Source organism: Paraburkholderia sp. BCC1884 (genome assembly GCF_900996225.1).
In the GTDB taxonomy this organism is placed as follows: domain Bacteria; phylum Pseudomonadota; class Gammaproteobacteria; order Burkholderiales; family Burkholderiaceae; genus Paraburkholderia.
On sequence record NZ_CAAJGL010000134.1, the window covers coordinates 126,754 to 145,763 of the forward strand.

14 protein-coding genes and 1 tRNA gene are annotated in these 19,010 nt (G+C 64.5%); 6 read left to right on the plus strand and 9 right to left on the minus strand.

Translation table 11 applies throughout. From position 1 onward, the window contains the following. Positions 1-49 precede the first annotated feature (49 nt). Positions 50-1,339: an MFS transporter gene (locus FQ705_RS29895; protein ID WP_144147948.1), complete on the minus strand. Its 1,290-nt coding sequence runs from the start codon at positions 1,337-1,339 to the stop codon at positions 50-52. A gap of 141 nt (positions 1,340-1,480) precedes the next feature. Beyond that, on the minus strand, positions 1,481-2,629 hold the full coding sequence (gene dgoD, locus FQ705_RS29900) for a galactonate dehydratase (RefSeq protein WP_144147950.1): 1,149 nt from the start codon (positions 2,627-2,629) through the stop codon (positions 1,481-1,483). 121 nt (positions 2,630-2,750) lie between these two features. Between dgoD and FQ705_RS29905 the strand changes: the two genes are divergently transcribed. Further along, complete coding sequence (locus FQ705_RS29905; RefSeq protein WP_260854665.1) at positions 2,751-3,500, plus strand: FadR/GntR family transcriptional regulator; 750 nt, start codon at positions 2,751-2,753, stop codon at positions 3,498-3,500. Positions 3,501-3,539: 39 nt separating this feature from the next. On the opposite strand, the gene FQ705_RS29910 is transcribed toward FQ705_RS29905, so the two are convergent. After that, positions 3,540-5,078, minus strand: coding sequence for a DHA2 family efflux MFS transporter permease subunit (locus FQ705_RS29910; protein ID WP_144147952.1), 1,539 nt, complete (start codon positions 5,076-5,078; stop codon positions 3,540-3,542). 146 nt (positions 5,079-5,224) lie between these two features. Between FQ705_RS29910 and FQ705_RS29915 the strand changes: the two genes are divergently transcribed. From FQ705_RS29915 to FQ705_RS29935, 5 genes are all read left to right on the plus strand, one after another. Continuing rightward, complete coding sequence (locus FQ705_RS29915; protein WP_144147954.1) at positions 5,225-5,668, plus strand: MarR family winged helix-turn-helix transcriptional regulator; 444 nt, start codon at positions 5,225-5,227, stop codon at positions 5,666-5,668. A 97-nt stretch (positions 5,669-5,765) separates the two neighbouring features. Continuing rightward, complete coding sequence (locus tag FQ705_RS29920; RefSeq protein ID WP_144147956.1) at positions 5,766-6,629, plus strand: LysR substrate-binding domain-containing protein; 864 nt, start codon at positions 5,766-5,768, stop codon at positions 6,627-6,629. Between the two features lie 170 nt (positions 6,630-6,799). Then, on the plus strand, positions 6,800-8,929 hold the full coding sequence (locus FQ705_RS29925) for a LamG-like jellyroll fold domain-containing protein (RefSeq protein ID WP_144147958.1): 2,130 nt from the start codon (positions 6,800-6,802) through the stop codon (positions 8,927-8,929). Positions 8,930-8,942: 13 nt separating this feature from the next. Then, a complete protein-coding gene (locus FQ705_RS34715) occupies positions 8,943-9,323 on the plus strand; it encodes a hypothetical protein (protein WP_260854666.1) in 381 nt (126 codons plus the stop codon). A gap of 55 nt (positions 9,324-9,378) precedes the next feature. Continuing rightward, complete coding sequence (locus FQ705_RS29935) at positions 9,379-11,511, plus strand: phosphocholine-specific phospholipase C (protein ID WP_144147960.1); 2,133 nt, start codon at positions 9,379-9,381, stop codon at positions 11,509-11,511. A gap of 189 nt (positions 11,512-11,700) precedes the next feature. Here the strand turns inward: FQ705_RS29935 and FQ705_RS29940 are convergent, their stop codons facing one another. The 6 genes from FQ705_RS29940 to FQ705_RS29965 form a co-directional block, all read right to left on the minus strand. After that, positions 11,701-12,054, minus strand: a complete 354-nt coding sequence (locus tag FQ705_RS29940) for a hypothetical protein (RefSeq protein WP_144147962.1) — start codon at positions 12,052-12,054, stop codon at positions 11,701-11,703. A 131-nt stretch (positions 12,055-12,185) separates the two neighbouring features. Continuing rightward, a complete protein-coding gene (locus FQ705_RS29945) occupies positions 12,186-14,267 on the minus strand; it encodes a PAS domain-containing sensor histidine kinase (protein WP_222105684.1) in 2,082 nt (693 codons plus the stop codon). A gap of 203 nt (positions 14,268-14,470) precedes the next feature. Beyond that, positions 14,471-14,547 (minus strand) — tRNA-Met (locus tag FQ705_RS29950). A gap of 86 nt (positions 14,548-14,633) precedes the next feature. Then, positions 14,634-16,292 (minus strand): MFS transporter, encoded by a 1,659-nt coding sequence (locus FQ705_RS29955; RefSeq protein ID WP_144147966.1) that lies wholly within the window; start codon positions 16,290-16,292, stop codon positions 14,634-14,636. 228 nt (positions 16,293-16,520) lie between these two features. Then, a complete protein-coding gene (locus tag FQ705_RS29960; protein WP_144147968.1) occupies positions 16,521-18,059 on the minus strand; it encodes a sensor histidine kinase in 1,539 nt (512 codons plus the stop codon). Between the two features lie 9 nt (positions 18,060-18,068). Then, positions 18,069-18,845 carry a response regulator transcription factor gene (locus FQ705_RS29965; RefSeq protein ID WP_144147970.1) on the minus strand — a complete coding sequence of 259 codons (777 nt, stop codon included), beginning with the start codon at positions 18,843-18,845 and terminating at the stop codon, positions 18,069-18,071. Positions 18,846-19,010 lie beyond the last annotated feature (165 nt).

Below are 19,010 nucleotides of genomic sequence, written 5' to 3' on the forward strand. Positions count from 1 at the left end.
GCGCGTCTCATCGACGGGACCTCATCGACGGGACGTGGTGCGGTCGGTTCTAGCGAATCCGCTCGATCTTGCCCACGAGGAACAGATAGGACAGCGCGCCCACCACCCCCACCGCACTCATGAACACCAGCGCCGGACGGAAGTCGTTATTCCTGACGATCAGCCCGATCACCACCGGCACGCAGATCGACGACAGGTTGCCCATCAGGTTGAACATGCCGCCGGTGAGGCCGAGCAATTCCTTCTTCGCCATCGACGACACCAGCACCCACGTGATCGACGAAAAGCCGCTACCGAAGAACGCGATCGCCATGAACAGGATCACCATGGCAGGCGTCTCGACATAGTTCGCGCCGACGATCGCCGTGGACAACAGCAGGCCCGTCACGATCGGCACCTTGCGCGCGACGGTGGCCGATACGCCGCGCCGGATCATCCAGTCCGACAGCAAGCCCGACGCGAGGATTCCGACGAACGCCGCCAGAAACGGCACGGCCGCCATGAAGCCGGCCTTCAGGAAGTCCATGTGCCGGTATTTCACGAGGTAGGTCGGGAACCAGGTGAGGAAGAACCACAGTGTCGAAGTGACCGCGATCTGCCCGATATACACGCCCCAGAGCTTGCGGTTTCCGAGCACCGCGCGCCAGTCGGCGGCGGTGTAGCGGGTGCGGGCGCGGCGATTGTCGGCCAGATCGATCAGTCCGCCGCCCGCACGGATCGTCTCGAGCTCGGCTTCGTTGACGTCGCCCGCCTCGGACGGCTCCCGATACACCGTGTACCAGACGAGCCCCCAGCCGATGCCGATCGCGCCGGTCAGAAAGAACACGCCTTGCCAGCCGAAGTGCTGTTGCGTGAGCACCAGGACCGGCGTCAGGAACGCGAGCCCGACGTACTGGCCGGACGTATAGCTGGCGATCGCGCGAGCCCTTTCGTTATCGGGAAACCACGTCGTGACGACGCGGTTGAGCGTCGGATAGGCGGGCGCTTCGAGTGCGCCGAGCAGCACACGCAGCGACAGCAGCACGGCGAACGCGCTGGCGAAGCCTTGCAGAATGGTCGCCAGCGACCACAGTCCGATGACCAGCGCCAGCAACAAACGCGGCCGCGTGCGGTCCACCAGCATGCCGCCGGGAATCTGCAGCAACGCATAGGACCAGCCGAACGCGGAAAACACCAGGCCCATTTCGGCCGGATCGAGTTGCAGGTCCTGCGCGATCGCGGTGGCGGCGATCGACAGATTGCTGCGGTCCAGATACGTGATGACCACGGTGATGAACAGCATGGCGAGCAGGCGGTGGCGCTTGCCGGTCGCTCGCGACTGGATGTGGGTTGTCTCCATCGAGGTGGTCCTCTGGTTGGTTCTTCTACCGGCGCCACGGGCCGTTGAAATACAGAAACGAAGGCACGCACACGCACACGCAAACTCGCTGCGGGCGCGCAAAACAAAAACGCCGCCCGCAGGCGGCGTTCGTTCATGCAATTACCATTCCGCGACGCTGCCGTCCTCGTGACGCCAGACCGGATTGCGCCAGCGGTGACCGACCTTCGCCATCTCGCGCACCTTCTCCTCGTTGACCTCGATGCCGAGACCCGGGCCTTGCGGAATCGACACGAAGCCGTCTTCGTATTTGAAGACTTCCGGGTTCTTGATGTAGTCGAGCAGGTCGTTGCCCTGGTTGTAGTGAATCCCCAGGCTCTGTTCCTGGATGAACGCGTTGTAGCTCACCGCGTCGATCTGCAGGCAGGTTGCCAGCGCGATCGGTCCGAGCGGGCAGTGCAGCGCGAGCGCGACGTCGTAGGCTTCGGCCATCGACGCGATCTTGCGGCATTCGGTAATCCCGCCTGCATGCGACGCGTCCGGCTGAATGATGTCGACGTAGCCGCCCGACAGGATGTGCTTGAAGTCCCAGCGTGAATACAGACGCTCGCCCAGGGCGATCGGCGTATTGGTCTGGTTGACGATGTCGCGCAGCGCCTCGGCGTTTTCCGACAACACCGGCTCTTCGATGAAGAGCAGCTTGTACGGGTCGAGTTCCTTCGCCAGCACCTTTGCCATCGGCTTATGCACGCGGCCGTGGAAGTCCACGCCGATGCCGATGTTCGGGCCGACCGCCTCGCGCACCGCCGCGACGTTGTTGATGACGCCTTGCACCTTGTCGAAGGTGTCGATGATCTGCAGCTCTTCCGAGCCGTTCATCTTGATCGCCTTGAAACCGCGCTCGACCACGGCGCGCGCGTTGTTGGCGACGTCGCTCGGGCGGTCGCCGCCGATCCACGAATACACCTTGATCTTGTCGCGCACCTGGCCGCCCAGCAGCGCATGAATCGGCACGCCGTGATGCTTGCCCTTGATGTCCCACAACGCCTGGTCGACGCCGGCGATCGCGCTCATCGTGATCGGGCCACCGCGGTAGAAGCCCGCGCGGTACATCACCTGCCAATGGTCTTCGATCAGCAGCGGGTCCTTGCCGATCAGGTAATCGGACAGCTCTTCCACCGCCGCGGCCACCGTGTGCGCGCGGCCTTCGACCACCGGCTCGCCCCAGCCGACGATGCCTTCGTCGGTTTCGATCTTCAGGAAGCACCAGCGCGGCGGAACGATAAAGGTTTCGAGCTTGGTGATTTTCATGGTGTGCGTCTCCTTGGCTTCGGTGCCGGCGAAATAATCGAGGATTCACATGCTACAACAAAAGCGCCTTTAAGTACTATTAATAGTACTATTGGCCAAATGGTGATTCAGACAACCTGCGATGCCGGATAATCGCGCTCGTTCCGGCCCCGTTCCGATATCAAAAGCGCCGCAAGGCCGCTGGGAGAAAGTTATTCAGCACGATCTGCATGGGCGCGTCGCCCATCTGCTCGCGACCGCGATCCTGCGCGGCGACTACGCGCCCGAGTCGATCCTGCCGCGCGAAGCGGAGTTGATGGACACGTTCGGCGTGAGCCGCACGGTGTTGCGCGAAGCGCTGCGCACCTTGACCTCGAAAGGGCTGATCGAGTCGCGGCCGCGCGTCGGCACGCGTGTACGGCCGAGAACCGCGTGGAATCTGCTGGATGTGGATGTGCTCGACTGGTACTCACGCGTCGCCGAGCCGATGGCGTTCGCGCTCAAGCTGCAGGAAATGCGCGAGATGATCGAGCCGTACGCGGCCGGATTGGCGGCGGCTTCGCACACGACCGAGACGTTCGACGCTCTAGCCACGGCTCACGCCGCGATGGTGGCGGCGCGCAATGTCGACGAATGGGTGCGGGCCGATCTGCAGTTTCATGTGAGCGTGCTGAGCGCTTGCAGTAACGAATTGCTGATTCCTCTCGGCACGCTGATCGAGCGTACGCTCGAAGCGCAATTGCGCCTGAATGCGAAACGCGCGGACGTTTTCAACGCGTCGCTGGGCGAGCATACGGCGGTGTTCGAAGCGATTCGCGACCGCGACGCCGACGCGGCGCGCGCGGGCATGGCCGGTCTGCTGGGCGTGACGCGCGGACGGATCGAAGGCTAGCCGGTGCGGCGGTTCGGCGCCGCGCCGGACGCCGTCCTTTCAATCCATCGCCGCATGCGCCACCGATGCATCCGGCGCGTTGTGCGTCGGTCGGATCAGCAACAGCAGCGGAATCACCAGCAGCGTCGCCATGAACATCAGTTTGAAGTCGTTCAGGTAGGCGATCATCGACGCCTGCTGCGTGATCGACACGTTCAGCGCCGCCATGTCGTAAGTCGAGCCGCTGCTCAGCATCGGCTGGATCGCCGGATTGAAGGGCGTGACGTTCGCCGCGAGGTCCGCGTGTGAAACCTGTGTGTTGCGCGTCATCAGCGTCTGTACGATCGAAATGCCGATACTGCTGCCGATGTTGCGCATCAGGCTATAGGTCGCGGTGCCGTCGGCGCGCAATTCGGGGGTGAGCGTGGAGAAGGTCAGCGCGCTCAACGGCACGAATACGAGGCCCAGCCCGAAGCCCTGGATCACGCCCGGCCACACGATGTCCGATGCCGACAGCACCATCGTGTATTGCATCATCTGCCAGAGCGCGAACGCTGAAATCAGGAAGCCGGCAAGCAGCAGCAGCCGCGCATCGATGCGCTTCAACAGGCGCCCGGCAATTAGCATCGCGATCATGGTGCCCGCGCCGCTCGGGGCGGTGACTAAACCCGTGGTCGCAACCGGATAGTTCATCAGGTTTTGCAGCATCGGCGGCAGCAGTGCGCGTGTCGCATACATCACCGCGCCGATCACGAAGATGAAGAACGTGCCGGTGGCGAAGTTCGGGTCTTTCAGCAACTCGTATTTGAAGAACGATTTCTTGCCGACCGTGGCCGTATGCACGAGAAAGAACGCGAAGCTGATCGCCGCGATCAGCGCTTCGATGACGATTTCGTGCGAGCCGAACCAGTCGAGTTGTTCGCCGCGATCGAGCATCGCCTGCAAGCCGCCGATCGCCAGACCCAGCGTGGCGAAGCCGAATGCATCGAACTTCGCGTCGTGTTTGGGTTCATGCGACGGCAGGAAGGTCGCCACGCCGAACAGCGCAAACGCGCCGATCGGCACGTTGATGAAAAACACCCAGCGCCAGTTGTAGCTATCGGTTAGCCAGCCGCCGAGCGTCGGTCCGAGAATCGGCCCGACCATCACGCCCATGCCCCACACCGCCATCGCTTGCCCCTGCTTTTCGCGCGGGTTGATGTCGAGCAGGATGGACTGCGACAGCGGCACCAGCGAGGCGCCGAAAACTCCTTGCAGCAAACGCGAAGCGACGATCTGCGTGAGCGTCTCCGACAAACCGCACAGCGCCGACGACACCGTGAAGCCGCCGATCGCCACGATCAGCAGGCGCTTCACGCTCAGCCGGTCGGACAGCCAGCCGGTGAGCGGCGTGGCAATCGCGGCGGCGACGATGTACGAGGTCAGTACCCACGTGATTTCGTCCTGCGACGCCGACAGCGTGCCTTGCATATGCGGCAGCGCCACGTTGGCGATCGTGCTGTCGAGCGTCTGGATCAGCGTCGCCAGCATGATCGAGACCGTGATCATCGGCCGGTTGAGGGGCGCGGCGGCGGTTGCCGGCGGGGAAACGGAGGACATGAGTGGACGGGGCCGTGAATATACTAAGCATGCTTAGTATATCGGGTGCGGTCGCCGGCGCCATCCGGAATTATGCGGAGCCTGAATTACAGGCTTCTCCTGTCATGTCTGACGCTGAAAAGCCGCGCGCTTCGTATAATTCGCGCATGAAAACCCAACTCGAAGAGCGCTTCGGCTTTCTGATTTCCGACGTCGGCCGCCTGACGGGCAAGCGTTTCGACGATCTCGCGAAGTCGTCGGTCGATCTGACGCGCGCGCAATGCCGGGCGCTCGCCTATCTGGCCCACTACGGCGACACCAATCAGGCGCGCCTCGCCGACCTGCTCGAGGTCGCGCCGATTTCCGCCGGGCGTTTGCTGGATCGCATGGAAGAGGGCGGCTGGATCGAGCGCACGGCAAACCCAGAGGACCGGCGCGAGCGCCTGGTGCGCATGACGCCGAAGGCGGAGCGCACGCTCGGCAAGGCGCGCAAGGTGGGCGACGAAGTCGCGCTCGAGGCGCTGAACGGTTTCTCCGACGACGATGCGCAACAGTTGATCAAGCTGCTGCAGCGAGTGCGCGCAAATCTGAGCCAACTGGTGGACCGCTGACGCCATCGCCCACGCTTCGGCTTACAAAAGCAAAAGCTGTTTGTAACGAAATTGCCACGTCGCGGTAATAAATTGGAAGTTTTCCTCGTGCCCTTCCATGCTCGCTCCGCTCCTGGTCGCCTTTTACGAAACCGTCCGGCAGGGTAGCGTCACCGCCGCCGCAAAGCGTCTCGAAGTCAGTCAGCCGACCATCACGGCGCGCATCCAGCAACTCGAAAAGCAGTACGGCGTCGAGCTGTTTCACCGGCGCGGCAGCCGCTTCGACCTGACCGATGCGGGCGCGGCGCTCATGCCGCTGATCGACCGCATGCAGCAAACCGAAAGCGACATCGATTTCACGTTGCGCAACGAACGCGAACTGGCGGCCGGCAATCTGCGGGTCGGCGCGACCGGACCGTATTACATCCTGCCGGCCATCGCGGCGTTTCACCGGCAGTTTCCGGCGGTCAGGATTCACGTCGAGATCGGCAATTCGCAGCAGATTCTCGATGCCTTGCTCGACTTCCGTGTCGATCTGGCGGTGTCGTCGCAGCGCGTGGACGATCCGCGCCTGGCACGCCGTACGATCGCCGACGATCCGCTGGTCGTCGTCGCGCATTGCCAGCATCCGCTGGCCGCGCAAAAGGTGGTGCATCTGGCCGATGTCGCCGCCCATACACTGCTGCTGCGCGAGCCCGGTTCGCGCACGCGCGAGGCGACGGAGACCGCGCTCAGGCACATCGGCGCCGAACCCGCGATGCTGATCGAAATCGGCAGCCGCGAGGCAATCTACGAAGCGATCCGTCACAACATGGGTTGCACGCTGATGCCGCTGGGCGAGGCGCCGGCGCATCCGGATCTGCGGCAACTGCCGCTCGCCGCCGACGCGCCGATCCTGCAGGAATATCTCTACCACCTGCAGGCGCGCGCCGGTTCGCGTTTGATCACCTCGTTCATGGCCAACCTCGACGTGCCTGCCTAGTTGACTTCAACGGCGCGCTCGCACGCACCGGCAAATACCGCCCCTAAAAATGCTGATGCCGGTATCGGCCAGCTTGCGCAGAACGACACACCTGCGTCGCCCGCAGTCCCTATCGTTGCATCGATTCGCCGGGTGGTCCGGCGCACATCGGCATCGGAGAGGGGACACGCATGAGACGGCACAGCATCGTGCAATGGGCATGTGGACTGGCGCTGCTCAGCGCGCTCGGCGCGACGGCGGCCTTGAGCGGCTGCGGCGGCGGATCGCAATCGAACGGCAACGGCGCGGGCGGTGCGGCCGACACGCAAGGCGGCACGCCGGCCAGCACGCCGGCGGCGGTCACTACGCCCGCAACCAGAAAAATGTTGCTGGTCGAATTGGACGGCGTGACTTACAACGCGTTGAGCGCGGGCATCGCCGGCGGCAAATTGCCGAATCTCGCCAGGCTGAGCGCGGCGCCTGCGTATAGCGGCGGCGTCAACGGCACCCTGTCGCAGCAACCGAATCTCGATACGCCGGGTTGGGCGAGCATCCTGACGGGCACCTGGGCCGACCGTCACCAGATCAACTCCGACGCGCCGAATCAGGCGTCGCACAGCAGCACCGTGTTCCAGATGCTCAAGACCGCGGGCTTCGGCACGATGGGCGCGGCCGTCGACTCGAACGGCCTCGCTGCCTTGCTGACGCCGGATCAGAACGCCGGCAACCTCGACACGCTGGTCAACTGCGCATCGGTCGATGCCTGCGTCACGCAGAACGGCGTAAGCATGATCGACAACGGCTATTCGCTGGTGGTCACGCAGTATCACTCGGCACAGGACGCGGCGCTCAACGCCGGGTTGTCGTCGACGAACTATGCGAGCACGCTGACGCAGTTGGATAGCGCGCTCGGCACGCTGGTTGCGGAAACTGCCAAACGCACCACCGGCAACAACGAAAACTGGCTGGTCGTGGTGACGAGCAGTCATGGCCTGAACGCAGCCGGCGGCACCGACGGCTTGCCCTTGCCGCTCGAATCGACCAGTTTCATCGCGCTGAATCAGACGCCGAATGCGCGTCTGGGCAACACCGCCGCGCCCACTACTATGGCCGCGCTCTACACCCGCGCCAGCATCGCCGATATCACGCCGACGCTGCTTGCCTACCAGGGTGCGCTGCCGGCCGCCGCGTCGTATGCGCTCGACGGCGGCCAGCTGATCGGCGCGGCGCCGGTGTCGCAACTGCTCGGCACGACCGGCAGCGACAACGCCAGCCTCGTGCTCTCGTGGACTGCGCCGTCCAGCGGCGCGATCAGCGTGTTGCGCAACGGCACGCTGATCGCGAGCCTGCCGGCCGGCACGTCGACCTATACCGACAGCCAGCTTGGCCTGACGGCCACGGGCGTCTATTCGTTCAACTACACCGTGGCGGCAGGCAGCGCGCCGCTCGCGACGATCACGCAGGTCGTCTACGTGCAACCGCCGCCGCCTCCGCCGCCCCCGCCGCCGCCTCCGCCGCCCCCGCCGCCGCTCGCCACCACACTGACCACCGGCCTGAGCAGCTACTACCCGTTCGGCGCATTGCCGCCGGTCGACCGCCTGAGCGCCAGCACGATGGGCCCCTGGGCCACCGACGCCGACGGCGGCTCGCTGGTCACCGATCCGTTCGGCGGCAAGGGCTTGCAGATCGACACGCATACGGTCGACAGCAATGGTTTCGACGGCTACAAGCTCGCGCAGACCAACGACGTCACCACGCACGCGCAGTTCACCATCGGCTTCTGGTTCTACACGTCATGCGCGAATCTGACCGGCAACGGCACGCCGATCTTCTCGAACAAGAACTACTACTCGGGCGGCAATGCCGGCATCGCGATCGGCCTGTTCCCGGGATCGAGCGCGAGTTGCAACATCCGCTTCAATCTCGGCGACGGCAGCACGCGCAACGACATCAACAGCCTGAACGTCAGTGCGAACAAGTGGACCTATCTCGCGCTCTCCATCGATACGGCAGCGAAGAAGATCAACGCGTACGTGTTCGATCCGGTGCTCGGCGAGCAGAAGGTGCTGGGCCAGACCTTGAGCGTGAACATCGCCAAGTTGCCGGGTCTGGGCGTGTTCGGTCTGAACGAGGACGGCACCGGCCACTACTACATGAACGCCTGTAGCGACACGCCGCCGTACACCGTCGGCCAGTGCGCCGCGACGCCTCCCGATGTGCAGGCGTTCAGCGACCTCGCGCTGTGGACCCGCATCGTCACCGAGGCGGAGTTGCAGACGGTGTTCGGCTCGGGGCAGCCGCTGTCCACGCTCACTCACTAACCGGAGTCCCGCGATGAACCCGACACGTTCTTTCCCGAACGCGCAGCCGATGCCGATGCGCGAACCGAGCGAACCCCATGAACCACGCGCGCCGCACGGCGGGCACGGCGGCCGCGAATCGCCCGCAGCCAGCTCGCGCAACGGGCTGCGGCGCACGCATGGCCTGCTGGCGACAGCCGCCGTGTGCGTGCTGAGTTGCGTCGCACTGGCCGGCTGTGACGGCGGCTCGGGCGGCGGCAACAGCACCACGACCGCGAACAACGCGGCGGCCGGCGCGGGCGGCGCGAGTGCGGCGGTGCCGATCGTCGCCGCGCCTGCCTCCGGTGCATGCGCCGCAGCGGGCGCGAGCGCCGCGCAGCCGTTGCAGAACACGCAACTCGTCTGCGCGCCGTGACGCGTCCCGACGTGACGAACACCGCACCGATTTTGACGACTCCAACACGCCCAACATGACCTCACTGGACCGCCGTACTTTCCTGCGCAGCGCCGCGGGCGCTGCCGCGCTCGGCCTGTTTCCGCCCGCGATTCGCCGGGCGCTCGCGATTCCCGCGAACAACACCACCGGCACGATCAACGACGTTCAGCACGTCGTCATTTTCATGCAGGAGAACCGTTCGTTCGACCATTACTTCGGCACGCTGCCGGGCGTGCGCGGCTTTAGCGACCGCTTCACGATTCCGCAGCCCGGCGGCACCACCGTGTTCCAGCAAAGCGACGGCACGCGCACGGTGCTGCCGTTCTATCTCGACAGCACGAAAGGCAACGCGCTGCTGGCCGGCGGCCCGCACTCGTGGAGCGATGCGCATCAGGCCTGGGACAGCGGACGCATGACGCAATGGCCGAAAGCGAAGGGCGATGTGTCGATGGGTTATCTGAACCAGTCCGACCTGCCGTTTCACGTCGCGCTGGCGAATGCGTTCACGATCTGCGACGCGTACCACTGTTCGCTGCATGGCGGCACTAACTCGAACCGCATTTTCCTGTGGACGGGTACCAACGGCGCGAGCGCGGGCTCCAACCCGGTGGTCAACAACGACGGCTGGGACGGCCTCGGCGCTTCCGCCACCGGCCTCACGTGGACGACGTATCCCGAACGTCTGCAGGCCGCGGGCGTGAGCTGGAAGGTCTACCAGAACATGCCGGACAACTACACCGACAACTCGCTCGCCGGCTTCGCGACTTATCGCAAGGTCAACGAGACGCTGCCGGGTTCGCCGCTGCTGCCGTACACGCAATCGCTCGAAGCGGTGGCGCCGCTCTACAAAGGCATCGGCAACACCATGCCCGACGGCGGCTTCCTGCAAGCGCTGAAAGACGACATCGCCGCGGGACAGATGCCGCAGGTGAGCTGGATCGTCTCGCCGCAGGCGTACTGCGAGCATCCGGGCGCGTCGACACCGGGGCAGGGCGGCTACTACCTGTCGTTGCTGCTGGACACGCTGACCGCAAACCCGGACGTGTGGAGCAAGACCGTGCTGTTTGTCAATTACGACGAGAACGATTGCTTCTTCGACCACATGCCGCCGCCCGACGCGCCCACCAAAAATGCGGACGGCAGCTTCGCCGGCAAATCCACCGTGGATGCGCAGTACGAATACTTCACGAAGACCAACCCGCCGGGCGACTCGTCGCCGACCGTGCCGGACGGCCAGACCTTCGGGCCGGGGCCGCGTGTGCCGATGTTCGTCGTGTCGCCGTGGAGCACCGGCGGCTGGGTCAACTCGCAGGTGTTCGACCATACGTCGGTGCTGCGCTTTCTCGAGCAGCGTTTCGGCGTGACCGAAACCAATATCAGCCCGTGGCGGCGCGCGGTGTGCGGCGATCTCACGTCGGCCTTCAATTTCCGCAATCCGAACGACGCGCCGGTGGCCGCGTTGCCCGCGCCGACCAAAGCCCAGGCGGATGCGCAGAACGTGCAGCAAAGCGCGCTCGGCGCGGTGCCGGTGCCGTCGGCGGCCAGCCAGCAGATGCCGCAGCAGGTGCTGATGTCGCGGCCGTCGCGTGCATTGCCTTATCTGCTGCATGTGAGCGCCAATGCCGACGCGCAGGACGGCCTGATCTGGCTCGTCTTCAGCAATACCGGCACGGTCGGCGCGGTGTTCCATGTGTACGACCAGTTGCATCTCGATCGCGTGCCGCGCCGCTACACCGTCGAAGCCGGCAAGGAAGTGTCGGATTCGTGGAGCGCGCTCGCCGACGACCTGGGCAACTACAGCCTCTGGGTGCTCGGGCCGAACGGTTTTCATCGCGCGTTCCAGGGCAACGTGGCGAGCGTGAAGACGGGGCCGAATCCGGAGGTGCGAGTCTGCTATGACGTCGTCAACAACGCTGTCTATCTGACCATCATGAACACGGGCAATGCCGCCGCCAGCGTGACGGTCACCTCGAACGCATATCGCAGCGACGGCCCGTGGACCTACGCGGTGCCGGCGGGGATGCAGGTCGAGCCGTACTGGTCGGTCGCCGCTGCCGGCGGCTGGTATGACTTCACGCTGACCATGACGGGCGGCTTCACGCGGCGCTTCGCCGGCCGTGTCGAAACCGGCAAGGACAGCGTCAGCGATCCGGCGATGGGTGTCTAGCCAGCCCGGCTGATCGAAGCAGGATCGAAGCAGCAGCAACGCGCGAATAGCGCGAGGAGTGGCACTTCAGGGAGTCGGCGTGGGCTGACTCCTTTTTTTTATCGCTGGCGCGGATTGACAAAGGCGTGGCGCCCCGCGCTTCGGGCGATCGCGTTTTCCCGCCTGTCAGCGAGGCGCGGCAGCCAGCGACTACTTCGACTCGGGAGTCGCCACCGTGCCGGACGGCGGCACCAGTTCGAAGCAGGCCGGCGCAGCGATAGGCGTCTTCGACCTGGCGTCCGGCTGCTGCGGGTCGATGCATTTGAACGCGCTCTGGTCGCGCTGGACGAAAATCGTGTCGGCCGGCCCCGCCGCGCCGTGCGCACCGTTCACGACGGCGACGATCTTGTAGCCATCCTGCAGCAAGGTGGACAGGGTAGTGGGCGTGGTGCGCCACTGACTGTCGGGCGGCGTCTGGGCCTGCGCGGTGAGCGCGGCGGTCGCGCCCAGAAAGGCCGTCGAAGCGAGGGCCGCAAACAGCGCGGGAGTGCGGAATGTCGTCAAAAAACCTCCTTGAAGTGACGATGCCGGGCGAGCCGGAAAGCCGGTGGCCGTCCAGTGTGGCCCATGTCGCAGGCTTGCCTTTCAAGACCGCTCGCCGCGTGCAGAAGTTCACGGCGGCAGGTTTTTTCCACTCATCGTTCGACCGGTACTTCCGACAACACCTTGCGTACGAGTTGCGCCAGCGTATCCGGCTGATACGGTTTGTGCAGCAAGGTTACGTCGGGCGCGAGAATACCGTTGCGGGAGATGATGTCGCGCGTGTGCCCGGAGGTGAACAGCACGCGAATCGCGGGACTCTGTTCGCGTGCCCAGACGGCAAGATCGGCGCTCTTGACGGTCCCCGGCATCACCACATCCGAGAAGATCAGGTCGACGGCCGCTCCGCTCCTGAGAACCTGCAACGCGCTATCGCCGTCCGAGGCTTCGAGCACGAGGTAGCCGAGTTCCTGAAGCAATTCGACCGAGGTCTTGCGGACGTCCGCGTCGTCCTCTACCACCAGAATCGTCTCGTGGCCGCCGACGTGCACGGTGTGGGCGCTGCCGGCGGAGGTCGCTTCCCTGCCGTCGCTGCGCGGGAAGTGCATGCGAACCGTCGTGCCGAGGCCCACCGCGCTGACGATCTCGAGATGACCCCCGCTCTGTCGGACGAAGCCGAACACCATGCTCAAGCCGAGACCGGTCCCGCGTCCGTATTCCTTGGTCGTGAAAAACGGCTCGCAGGCGCGTTCGAGCACGTCGGCCGACATGCCGGTGCCGTCGTCCTGTACGGAAATGCGCAGGTAATCGCCGGGTGCCAGGCCGGCGCCGGCGACATCGACCGCGCCGAGCACCACATTTTCGGCGACGACGTGCAGTTTGCCGTCGCCGCTCATTGCGTCGCGCGAGTTGATGGCCAGATTCAGCACGGCATTTTCCAGCTGGTTCTGGTCGACCTGGATCAGCCACGGATTGGCTGGCAGCGACATCTGGACCGAGATGGTTTCGCCCAGTGCACGTTGCAGAAGATCGGCGAGCCCGTCGAAAATCCGCCGCGGATTCATGACCGTGGGCGACAGCGGTTGCTTGCGCGCGAACGCCAGCAACTGCGAAGAAAGTTTCGCGCCGCGCTGCACGGCAGCCGTAGCGGCGACGACGCGCTTCTGAATGTTGTCGTTGCCGGGTTCCTGGAGGGCGAGCAATTGCAGGTTGCCGGAGATGATCTGCAACACGTTGTTGAAGTCGTGCGCCACGCCGCCGGTGAGCGCGCCGATGGCCTCCATCTTTTGCGATTGGCGCAGCTGCTCTTCGGCGGCGATACGGGCGGCCACGGCGTCGGCCACGCGCTGTTCGAGATTGCGGGTCAACTGCACGAGCGCCTCTTCCGCGACCTTGCGTTCGTGGATATCCACCAGCACGCCTGGAAACCGGTACGGCTCGCCGTTTTCGTCGAGGTCGCAACGGCCGCTGGCGAGAATCCAGCGGTATTCGCCGTCCTCCGGATGCCGGATTCGATATTCGGTGTTGTACGGCACGCCCTCGGCGACGGTCTTCGCGATGCGTTTGTTGACGCGGTCCAGGTCGTCGGGATGGATGATCCTCGTCGCGACTTCGATGGGCAGGCCGCGTTCGGACAGGGTGACGGGGTAAGAGAAAGTTCGCGCGAAGCGCTCGTCGCCCGACACCAGGTTTGCCTTGATGTCCCACACGAACGAGCCGAGCATCGCGCCGGAATTGAGTGCGAGTTGCAGTCGTTCATTGGCGGCGCGAAAGTCCGCTTCGGCCTGCTGCTTGCGCCGTTCCACGGTGACCCGCGCCGTGGTCTCGATCACGATGGCGATGACGCCCGCGGGCGAGCCGTCGTCCTCCACGACCGGGCTGTAATAGAGGTCCATCCAGACGTCTTCGGGCTCGCCGGTTCGAAACAGGACGAGCTCCTTGTCGCGGAACGACAGGGTGCCGCCCGCGAGACACGTGTCGACGACCTGCCGGTTGAACGAGGCCACTTCGGGCCAGCCTTCTTCGACGGGCGAGCCGAGCAGAGCGGGATGGCGGCCGCCGGCGAACACGGAATAGGCGTCGTTATAGACCATATGGCCGGCGCGTCCCCACAGCATGACGAGCGGCACCGGCGAGGCGAGCAGCATCTGAACGGCGGCCCGCAAGCTGTTCGACCATGCAGGCAGTGGCCCTAACGAGGTGGACGACCAGTCGAACTCGCGAACACGATTGGCCATCTCGCCGCGCCATCCGGCGCATCCGTAGTCATCGTTCAAGACCTGCATGCTCGCTGCCTTTCAGAATTGTGCTCAGCCAGTGTGATGCGCGGCTCGAAGGGCGTCAATTGGGCGAAGGCGGAGGTTGAGTGCGGAGGGGAGGTGACGCTTGCGGAAACAAAAAAGCCGCTGAACCTTGCGGATCAGCGGCTTTTTCTTGCAACTGGTGGCGAATCAGGGACTCGAACCCCGGACCTGCGGATTATGATTCCGTCGCTCTAACCAACTGAGCTAATTCGCCGAAAGAAGCGAGATTATGCGGATAGCGCCGGAGGCTGTCAACCCCCGGCGCGCAACTTTTTTAAGTTGCCGCGGGCATCAGGCGTGTCAGTCCTGCGCGTAGATGTCCGAGTCCTTGGTCTCCTTGACGAACAGCATGCCGATCACGAAGGTCGCAACTGCGATCACGATCGGATACCACAACCCCGAGTAAATGTTGCCCTTCGCCGCGACGATCGCGAAGGCCGTCGCCGGAAGGAAGCCGCCGAACCAGCCATTGCCGATGTGATACGGCAGCGACATCGAGGTGTAGCGGATGCGCGTCGGGAACATCTCCACCAGCATCGCCGCGATCGGACCGTAGACCATCGTCACGTAGATCATGAGGATCGTCAGGATCACCACGCTCATCGGCCAGTTGATCTGCGAAGGATCGGCCTTCGGCGGATAACCCGCGGACTTCAGCGTGCCGGCCAGCGTTTTGTCGAATGCCTTGCCTTGATCCTTGGCGTCGGCGGCCTTGCCGTCATACGTGTTGACCACCGTGTCGCCGACCTTGATCTCCGCCAGCGTGCCCGCCGGTGCCGCCACGTTTTCGTAGTTCAAGCCGGCCTTCGAGAGCGCGCTCTTGGCAATGTCGCACGAACTCGTGAACTTCGACGTGCCCACCGGGTTGAACTGGAACGAGCATTCGTCCGGGTTTGCGACCACGACGATCGGCGCCCGTGCGCTAGCGGCTTCCAGCGCCGGATTGGTGTAGTGCGTGAGCGCCTTGAAGAGCGGGAAGTACGTGCACGCGGCGATCAGCAGGCCGGCCATGATGATCGGCTTGCGGCCGATGCGATCCGACAGCGAGCCGAAGAAAATGAAGAACGGCGTGCCGATCAGCAGCGCGATCGCAATCATGATGTTGGCACTGCTGCCGTCCACCTTGACCGTCTGCGTCAGGAAGAACAGCGAGTAGAACTGCCCCGTGTACCAGACCACGGCCTGGCCGGCGGTGAGGCCGATCAGCGCAAGAATCACGATCTTCAGGTTCTTCCATTGGCCGAACGCTTCCGTCAGCGGCTGCTTGGACGTTTTGCCCTCGGCCTTGATGCGCTCGAACACCGGCGACTCGTGCAGCTGCATGCGAATCCACACCGACACGGCCAGCAGGATGATCGACGCGACGAACGGTACGCGCCAGCCCCAGGCGGCAAACGCGTCTTCGCCGATCGCGGTGCGCACGCCCAGAATCACCAGCAAGGACAGGAACAGGCCGAGCGTGGCCGTCGCCTGAATCCACGAGGTGTAGAAGCCGCGCCGTCCCGCTGGCGCGTGTTCCGCCACGTAGGTCGCGGCGCCGCCGTACTCGCCGCCGAGCGCGAGGCCCTGGAGCATGCGCATCGCGATGAAGATCACCGGCGACGCGAAGCCGATCGACGCATACCCCGGCAGGAAGCCGACCAGGAAGGTCGAGAGACCCATGATCAGGATCGTGATCAGGAACGTGTATTTACGCCCGACCATGTCGCCCAGTCGCCCGAACACGATCGCGCCGAACGGCCGCACCGCGAAACCCGCGGCGAAGCCCAGCAACGTGAACACGAAGGCGGCGGTCGGATTGACGCCGGAGAAGAAGCTTTTGCTGATGAAGGCCGCGAGCGAGCCGGCCAGGAAGAAGTCGTACCACTCGAAAACCGTACCCAGCGACGACGCGAAGATCACCCGCTTCTCATCGTTCGTCATCGGCACGTGCGAGATTTGCCCGCCAACGGTAGCCATATGTCGTCTCCAATATTGATATGCACGCGGTCCGCCGGTGAAGGCGTTCCCGTGAAACCGATTATTGGAGTGGAAACTTACGGCGTACTGACGTGGCGGGGGCAGAATTCCGTATTGCCCGCACGGCGTGTTTTTTGTCAAAAGACGTTAAGTTGCTGGCAAAGTCAGCTCAAAATTAGCTAATCCGTCTTGATATAACGGTTTGAATTTCGCGTCCCTGGAGCAGCGTTAGGGTAAGTCCCGCCCCGTTACATGCGCGTGCAAACTGACACGCACGAGGGTTCCCGCCAGCCGCGGCGAGCTTTGATAGACGTTGTCGTCGATGGCCAACTCGCCGCCGTGCATGGTGGCGATCTCGCGGACGATCGCGAGCCCGAGGCCGCTGCCGTCGCCCTCGCGGCCGAGAATCCGGTAAAAGCGCTCAACCACCCGCGAGCGCTCGGTGACCGGAATGCCCAAGCCGGTGTCCTCGACTTCAAGAAGCACGCGGCGAGCGATCGGGTCGTGCCGCACCCTGACCGTGATGCGCCCGCCCGGCGGCGTGTAGCGGATCGCGTTGTCGATCAGATTCGACAGCATTTCGCGCAGCATGACGGGATTGCCATCTACCTCGATGGGCATGTCCGGCGCCTCGTAGCCCAGATCCATCTGCTTGGCGAGCGCGGCCTGAACCCAGTCGCGCACGGCGTCGCGCGCCAGCGCGGTGACTTCGACGGGCGTGAAAACTTGCCCCGACATGCGGTTTTCGGCACGCGCCAAAGCCAGCAACTGTGTGACGAGTCGCGCGGCGTGCTCCGAACTGGTGGCGATCTGCTCCAGCGAGCGATGCACTTCCGCGGACGCGTCCTGACGCAGCGCCAGTTCAGCCTGCATGCGCAAGCCGGCGAGCGGTGTCTTCATCTGATGCGCGGCGTCGGCGATAAAGCGCTTCTGTAGTTCCATGTTCTGTTCGAGACGCGTCAGCAGATCGTTGAACGAGGTCACCAGCGGCTCGATTTCCGGTGGTGCGCGGCGGGCTTCGAGGGGCGACAGATCGTCCGGGCGACGTGCGCGGATATGCGCCTGCAGCGCGTGCAGCGGCGCGAGGCCGCGCGACAGCCCGAACCACACCAGCAGGATCGCGAGCGGCAGGATCACGAACTGCGGCAGGATCACGCCTTTGATGATGTCGTTGGCCAGCTGGCTGCGCTTGTCGAGCGTTTCGGCGACCTGCACCAGCACCGGTTGCGCGCCGGGCGTCTGCGGAAACTCGACGGTCGTGTAGGCGACGCGGATGTCGTTGCCGCGCAGCACGTCGTCGCGGAATTCGACGAGGCCGGGCTGCGGACGGTCTTCCTCGTGCGGTAAAGGCATGTCGCGCTCGCCACCGACCAGCTCGCCGCGCGTGCCGAGCACCTGGAAGAAAACGCTGTCGACGTTGTCGGCGCGCAGGAAATCGCGCGTGGAGTCCGGCAGCGACAATTCCGCCACGCCGTTCACCGGATGGATCTGGCGGGCGAGCACGTAGGCGTCGGTTTCGAGCGCCCGGTCGAAGGGACCGTTCGCGATGGATTTGGCGACCAGATAAGTCACCGCGAGGCTCATCGGCCAAAGCAGCAGCAGTGGCGCCAGCATCCAGTCGAGAATTTCGCCGAACAGCGAGCGCGGACGCGCTTCGGCGGCCGCTTCGGATTCGTCGGGCGGGGCGAAGGGGTTGGCGTAACGCTCGTCGCGCGCCTCGTCGAGGTCCGTCGCGGGCGCCGTAGCGCGGTCTGCGCGCGCGGACATGGAGGTTGCCTACTTATAGTGATGGCTCGCCGGCATCGTGCCGGCTGGCGGCACCGAGGGCGGGTCGGGTTCGGCGGGGGCCGCTGCGGCGATCGCGCCGGCGTTCACGCTCGAAGGCGAGGCCGCTTTCTCGAGACAATAGCCGAGCCCGCGCACAGTGATGATGCGCACGCCGCTCGGTTCGATCTTCTTGCGCAGACGGTGCACGTACACCTCGATCGCGTTGTTGCTGACTTCCTCGCCCCATTCGCACAGGTGGTCGACCAGCTGTTCCTTCGACACCAACCGGCCGATCCGCTGCAGCAGCACTTCGAGCAAACCGAGTTCGCGTGCCGACAGGTCGATCACCTGCTCGTTGACATAGGCGATCCGGCCGACCTGATCGAACGACAGCGAGCCATGCCGCACGACCGTCGGCCCACCGCCCGCGCCACGCCGGGTCAGCGCCCGCACGCGCGCTTCGAGTTCGTTTAGCGCAAAGGGTTTGGCCATGTAATCGTCGGCACCGAGGTCGAGTCCCTTGACGCGTTGGTCGACGCTGTCGGCGGCGGTGAGGATCAGGACCGGCAGGTTCGAATTGCGGGCGCGCAGGCGGCGCAGCACCTCGAGACCGGACATGCGCGGCAGGCCCAGATCGAGGATCAGCAGGTCGAAAGTCTGCATGGAGAGGGCGGTGTCGGCCTCGACGCCGTTCTTCACGTGATCGACGGCATAGGCCGATTGGCGGAGTGATCGAACCAGACCGTCCGCGAGTATGCTGTCGTCTTCGGCAATCAGAATTCGCATGGTGCGCCAGCCTGGCCTTGCCGGCACCGTGGGTGTCCCCCGGCGCACAGCGGTCTCCGAAATTAATTGTGGGTAGTTGGGCAGCGCGACGGTAAAAATGCGCGTTCGCATGAGAATCGCGCTTGCCAAAACTACTGTTTTTTTATACAGTGTCTGGGTTTCGTG